The following is a 7,260-nucleotide window of genomic DNA, read 5'->3' as shown; positions in this document are numbered from 1 at the left end:
TCGCGCGCGCCCGCCGGGGCCATCGAATGCCAGGTGGCCGCGCTGTGGTGCGAACTGCTCGGGTTGGACGCCGTCGGCGCCGAGGACAACTTCTTCGACCTCGGCGGGCACTCGCTGCTGGCGATGCGTGCACACGGCCGCATCTGCGAGGCGACCGGAAGCCAGTTGCCACTGCGGGCAGTGTTCGAAGCGCCGACACTGGCCGAATACTGCAGCCTGCTGGCGGCCGCCGAGGGCGGTGCCCTTGCACTACCGCCGCCCGTAGCCGAAGGCATCGCGATTCCAACGTCATCCGTACAGGAAGCGGCATGGATGCTGCATCAGCTCGATGGCGGAAGCGAAGCGAACACGATTGCGGCCACCATACGTATCGATGGCGAGCTGGACCCGGACGTACTTCGAGAAGCGTTCGCTGATCTCGTGCGCCGCCATGCCGTCCTGCGAACAACCTTCCACTTCGAAGATGGGCGACTCTGGCAACGCGTGCAACCTGCAGGCGTGTTGGAGCTGCCGCTACTGGACGCGGTAGGCGAGGCGGCAATCGCCGAAGCCAAGCGCAACCATCGGCACACACCTATCGACCTGGAGCACGGCCCGCTGATGCGTACGGCGCTGATCCGGCGCGGCCCGCTGCAACATGACCTGTTGATCGTCGTGCATCACATTGCCGCCGATGCCGAGTCGATTCAGATCGCCCTGGCTGAAGTGCAGGAATTGCATGCCGCCCGCGTCGAAGGTCGCGCGCCGTCGCTGCCCGTACTCCATTGGCAGTACGCCGACTACGCCCGTTGGGAGCATTCCCAGCTTGCACCCTCCAGGCTGCAGGAGCGACTGCAACGCTGGACGCGACAGATGGATCCGCTGCCGGCGACGTTGGACCTGAAACCCGATCATGCGCGTACGCCGCGACGCAACTTCAACGGTGCGACCCGGCGCGCATGGTTGGACACGTCAGCGTTCGCAGCGTTGCGCCTGGTAGCGCAGCATTCCGCGGCGACGCCGTTCATGGTGCTGATGGCGGCGTTTGCAGTGGCGCTGCACGATCGTTCGGCGCAGACCGACATCACCATCGGCGCGCCTCTGGCGCGACGTGCGCGCAGCGAGTTCGAGCCGCTGATCGGATTTTTCGTCAACACGCTGGTCGTCCGCAACGACCTGTCCGCCGATCCGACGTTCGCCGTGCTGCTCGAACGCGTCCGGGGCGCGACCCTCGACGCGCACGAACATGCCGACCTGCCATTCCAAACCAGGGTCCATGCGCTGGGGTTGGCGCCGAACCCGGCGCTGACGCCGCTTTTCCAGGCGTGGCTCAACTACGTTCCCGCAACGCCCGGGGCGTCCGGGGCGAACTCGTCCCTGCAGTTGCGGATTACCGACGATGCGATAACGGTCGCCAAGTACGACGTAATGCTCACCGCGCAGGAATCCGCAGACGGCCTGCGGTTGGACCTGACGTACAACACCGTGTTGTTCGACGTCGCCACTGCCGAGGCATTGCTGCAGGACGTGATGGCGGTATTGCACGCCGCGGCTTCCACGCCATCGCAGCGGGTTTCGGAGTTGACCGCGGCCGCACACTGCAGGCGCAGGACCGTGCAGGCACGGATCGCCGACGACGCCCGCTCGAGCCTGGCGGCGCTTGCACTGGCACGCCATCCACCGGTGGCAGGCGAGGCTGCACCCATCGCGCCACCGACGGCACCTCGGCGCCGCCCCCTGGTGCTGTCGTCCGGGATGCTCGTGCGCGAATCCGCGCTTTTCGGCGAGGAGGGCCTTGCACGCCTGCTCGACGCCGGCGAAGGAGCGCTCGACCTGCTTGGCTGGTACGACGCCGAGAGGGTGCGCATCGAGCAGTTGCTGCTCACCCATGGCGCCGTGCTCCTGCGCGGGTTCCGTGGCACCGGGGTCGAGAGCTTCGATTCATTGGTGGGACGCCTTGGACAACCCTTGCGCTATTCCTTCCGGTCCACGCCGCGCTCGCAGGTTTCGGCCGCGGTCTACACCTCCACCGAGTACCCGGCCTGCGAGTCCATCCCACAGCACAACGAAAATGCCTACGCCTTGAGCTGGCCGCTGCGGTTGGCCTTCCATTGCGTGGTGGCACCCACGGCAGGCGGTGCGACGCCGCTCGCCGACAGCCGGCGTGTGTACCGCTCGCTGGATCCCAAGTTGCGCGCGCGCTTCGCCGAACGAGGCGTGATGTACGTGCGCAACTTCGGGCACGGCGTCGACCTGGGGTGGGAGGAAGCCTTCCAGACCCACGATCGTGGCGAAGTGGAGCGTTACTGCGCCGCCGCCGGAATCCTCGCCGAATGGCAACCGGACGGAGGCTTGCGAACCCGCAATGTCTGTCCGGCGGTCCGCCAGCATCCGGTCACCGGTGAGCCGGTGTGGTTCAACCAGGCGCATTTGTTCCACCTGTCGGCACTGGCGCCGGACCTGGCGCAGCAGCTCCTGGGAACCTTTGGCCCTGATGGCGTGCCCCGCAATGCGTTCTATGGCGATGGCTCACCGATCGAGGATGACGCCCTGGCGGAGATCCGGACCGTTTACTCGACCCATACCCGCGCCGAGCCCTGGCGCGTTGGTGACGTACTGCTGGTCGACAACATGTTGTGCACGCACGGTCGCCAGTCTTTCTCCGGCCCCCGTCGCATCGTCGTAGGCATGGCCGGCGCCAGTCATGCGCCCTTGGAGCATTAGGAATGGATGGGACGGGTTCTTCCATCGAAGGCTTTCCCCTGTCGCCGCAACAGGCCAGGTTATGGTCGCTGGCGCAGTCGATGCTGCTCCCCCAGCGCGCCTGGATCGCGATCGACCTGGCCGGCGTCGATGCCGGCCTTGCCGACGCCGCGGTGGCGTGGAGCGTGGCGCGTCATGAAGTGCTGCGCACGGCGTTCGTCTCCTTGCCCGGCATGGTCCAGCCGTTGCAATCGGTGCGACCGGAGGCGACGCCGGAAAGATTGCCGGCCACCGGGCTGCCGGCGCGCATGGGGACGATGGAGGTCCTGGCCATGCTCGCGTCCCGAACCGAGCCGGCGAACGCGCCGCCGCTGTGCCATGGCGTCAGGCCGACGCCCGTGGGCGTGCAGTTGTTCCTGGGCGTCCACCTGCTGTGCGCCGATCAGGGCGGACTGGCCGTGCTGGCCGACGAGATCGCCGGCTACTGCAGGGATAGCCGCGCACGTGCGGACGACGGTACCGGATTGTTGCAGTACGTCGATCTGTCCGACTGGCTCAACGAGCGTTTGCAGGACGAAGCGTCCGGCCAGGCGCGGCAGGTGTGGCAGCGTTATGGCACGCCGCTGCCCGCACAGTTGCCGGAGGAGCGCGTAGCCCGATCGCGCGCGCCAGTGCAGGGGCACCGGGCAGCGATCGACGCGGCCACCGTGCAGCACGCCGTAACCCTCGCTGCGCGACTGGGCGTGGACGAGGAGGCGGTGTGGTTGGCCGGCTGGCGTTTGTTGCTGGCGCGCCTGTGCGCACAGGACTCGCTTCGGGTTCGGGTGGCGCGCGACGGCCGCCGTCGACCGGAACTGGCGCAGACCGTGGGCCCCCTCTGCCGCTGGCTGCCGTCCGACGCGGATGTCGACATGGGCGCCAGCTTCGCCACATTGGTTTCGTGTACGGCGCGTGCGCTCGATGAAGCCGACGCCTGGCAGGACTTCTTCGATCCGACCCTGCCGTCCGAGGCTGCGGGTGGGATCGGATTCCAGTTCAACGACCTGCGGGGAGCCTTGGCGCCCATCAACGTGGCGACGACGCCAAGCGAGCATTTCAAACTCGCGCTGTCGCTGACCCTGGGGTGCGATCACGCTCACGCTGATTTTGCCTGGGACCCAAGCGCCTTCCCGGATGATTTCGCGCCCCGCCTGGCCGCCTGGTGGCGGACCTTGATGACGGATGCACTGGCGCAACCGGAGCATGCAGCCGGTGATCTGCAATTGGTCGATGCCGCCAGCAGGCGCCAACTGCTGGTGGACTTCAACGCCTCGCCTTACGTGGTCCCATCGGAAGCCGGCGAACTGCATCGCTGTTTCGAGCGCCAGGCGCTGCTCACGCCCACCCGCCCGGCCGTTCGCGATGCAAGTGGCGAGATCGACTACGCAGACTTGAATGACCGCGCCAACCGATTGGCGCGGCACCTCCGCGAAGCGGGTGCCAAAGCGGAAATTGCGGTCGGGATCTGCCTGCCGCGCAGCATCGACCTGGTGGTGGCATTGCTGGCCGTCGCCAAGTCGGGCGCCGCCTATGTCCCCCTCGATCCGGAACTGCCGGTCGACCGCCTCGACTTCATGATCCGGGACACGGCGATGCCGCTGGTGATCACCCGCCGCGAGCTGGCATCGCGCGTCGAAACGGCACCCGCGATCCTGGCGATCGACGCAGAGCCGATCGCGGGCCCGGCATCGGATGCCGGCAATTTCGACCCGCCTGACGACCCGACCCGACTGGCCTACGTCATCTACACGTCCGGTTCGACGGGTCGCCCAAAAGGCGTGCAGATCGAACATCGCCAACTCACCAATTACCTGCATTGGGCCTGCGCGACTTACCCGCTGGGCACGGGCAGTGGCGCCCCCGTGCATACGGCGATCGGCTTCGATGCGACGATCACCAGCCTCTTCCCGCCGCTGATGACCGGCGGTTGCCTGGAAATGATCGCGGAAGGCCAGGAAATCGAAAGCCTCGCTCGCATCTTGCGGGGTGGGCAACGCCATTGCCTCTTCAAGCTCACTCCGGCGCACCTCGAAGCCCTTGGCCACGTGGTGGGGGAAGGAGCACTGCCTGGCGCGCCGGCCTGCTTCGTCGTCGGCGGCGAGGCGCTCGCCGGGGACACGGCGGCTTCCTGGCGCCAGCGCGCGCCGGGCACGCGACTGATCAACGAATACGGGCCGACGGAAACCGTCGTTGGCTGCAGCATCCACGAAGTCGCGGGCGACGCGTTGCATCCCGACGGCGTTCCGATCGGCCGGCCGATCGCCAATACCCGGCTTTACGTGCTTGACCCCCGCGGCCAGTTGCTGCCGCCTGGCGTCGCGGGCGAGATCCACATCGGTGGCGCCGGCGTGGCACGTGGCTACCTCAACCAGCCGGAACTGACCAGCGAACGGTTCCTGCCCGATCCCTTCGCCGGCGACGGCGCGCGGATGTATCGATCCGGGGATCTCGGTCGATGGCGCAGCGACGGCGTGCTGGAATTCCTGGGACGCGTCGACGAACAGATCAAGCTTCGCGGCCATCGCGTCGAACCCGGCGAGATCGAGGCCTGCCTACGGGCTTGCGACGGCGTGGAGGATGCAGCGATTGCATGCGACGTCGAAGCTGGCGGCGCGGCGCGCCTGGTTGCCTTCGTTCGCAGCCGCCAGCCGCACCCGGGCGCCGTTTCGTTGCAGCGACAGCTGGAACGGGTGCTGCCTGCGTACATGGTCCCAAGTGCGATCGTCACGGTGGAAACACTGCCGCTGACTCCCAACGGCAAACTCGATCGCAAGGCGCTGTTGGCGGCCCATCGCCATCGAGCCACTGCCCATGCCGAATTCCAGCCGCCAAGCTCCGCTGACGAGCTCCTGCTGGCACGGATGTGGTCCGACGTACTACGGGTCGACCACATCGGACGCGACGACAGCTTCTTTGCGCTGGGCGGGGATTCGATCCGCGCGATCCAGCTGCGAGCGCGCCTGCAGCAGCAGGGTCGGGACTTGCCCCTGCAATGCGTGATGGGCGGCTCGACCCTGGCTGAAATGGCCGCGCAACTGCAATACGCGGATGCACAACGTTCCCCAGACAGCGTAGCCTTCGGGCTGCTCGCCGCCACGGACCGCGAGCGCCTGCCGCAGGGCCTGGAGGATGCCTATCCGGCATCGCAGCTGCAGTTGGGAATGCTGTTCCATAGTGCCTTCCACGACGGTGCCCATGCTTACGTCGATGTCGATTCCCTGCATGTACGCGCGGCACTGGACGTGGCGGCGATGCGCGCGGCGCTGCAGGCGGCGGTGGATCGCCATCCGGTGCTGCGCACCTCGTTCGCGTTGACTGGCTATGACATTCCGTTGCAGTTGGTGCATTCGAATGTCGAGGCGGAATTCCAGGTCCAGGATTGGCGCGGACTCTCCGAGGACGAGCAATCGCTTCGGGTACGGCAATGGCTGGATGCACAGCGTGCGCAGGGCTTCGATTCGACGCGACCAGGCCTGTTGCGCGTTTGCGTGGCGCTACGGAGCGATGACAGCTTCCAGTTCGGGCTGAGTCGCCACCATGCCATCCTCGACGGCTGGAGCGCAGCCTCACTGATGACTGAACTCGTGCTGGATTACGGCGCGCGTATCGCCCACGCCGATGTTTTGCCGATCGAACCCCCGCGATCGAGCTTCCGGGATTTCATCGCAAACGAAGTTGCGACCCTGGCCAATGCCGACGCCAAGGCCTATTGGCAGGACGTGTTGCGCGATGCCAGCGGCATCGTGCTGTCGCGCGACGGCGAAACAGGCACCAGGCAGCCCGCGGGACGGGCCGAGACTTTGCGGGTGCCGCTGGCCTCGCCATTGGCGGGAGCGTTGGCGGGCCTGGCGCGCGAACAGCGGACATCGTTGAAAAATGTCCTGCTTGCCGCCCACCTGCGCGTGCTGTCCCTGATCGGTGCCACCACGGACGTGACGACAGGCCTGGTCGTCGATGGTCGCATGGAGCAAACCGATGGCGACCGTGCCCTCGGCCTCTTCCTCAATACGGTCCCCTTAAGGGCGGAACTGGAAGGTGGCAGCTGGCGCGAACTGGTGCGGGAGGTCGCAAGGTCGGAACTCGAACTGATGCCGCACCGGCGCTATCCCCTTGCGCGGATCCAGGCGGCTGCCGGCCTGAAGCTGGAGATCCTGTTCAATTTCGTCCATTTCCACGTGTTCGAAGCAGTTGCGAAGCTCCCTGGTTTCGAATTGCTCGCCACCCAATCCTCGGAGCAGACCAGCTTCTCGCTGCTGCTCAATGCCAGCCAGGATCCAGCCACGGGTGACCTGGCCTTGGAACTGCATTTCGATCCCGGCGTGCTCGGCCATGGGCAGGTGCGGCGAATCGCCGGTTATTACACATCGGTACTGGAGGCCATGGCCGCCGATCCGGATGGGCGCTACGAGCTGACGCTGGCGCTGCTGGATGCGGGCGAGCGGCAGCAGTTGCTGCATGATTTCAACGCCACCGCGGTGGCGTATCCGGACCAGGCGCGGATCCATGAGCTGTTCCAGGCGCAGGTGGGGCGCACGCCGG

Annotated in this window: 2 protein-coding genes; both read left to right on the top strand. The window is 66.7% G+C overall.

The features are described 5' to 3' along the window. The coding region (locus G7B67_RS12555) for a condensation domain-containing protein (RefSeq protein WP_207780933.1) at positions 1–2,703 on the top strand (2,703 nt) is incomplete at its 5' end. Between the two features lie 2 nt (positions 2,704–2,705). Next, positions 2,706–7,260: non-ribosomal peptide synthetase (locus tag G7B67_RS12550; protein ID WP_166212939.1), on the top strand; the 4,555-nt coding region annotated here is incomplete at its 3' end.

Source organism: Cognatiluteimonas telluris, from assembly GCF_011320095.1.
Lineage (GTDB): Bacteria > Pseudomonadota > Gammaproteobacteria > Xanthomonadales > Xanthomonadaceae > Cognatiluteimonas > Cognatiluteimonas telluris.
This window is presented reverse-complemented; position numbering and strand designations above follow the sequence as displayed.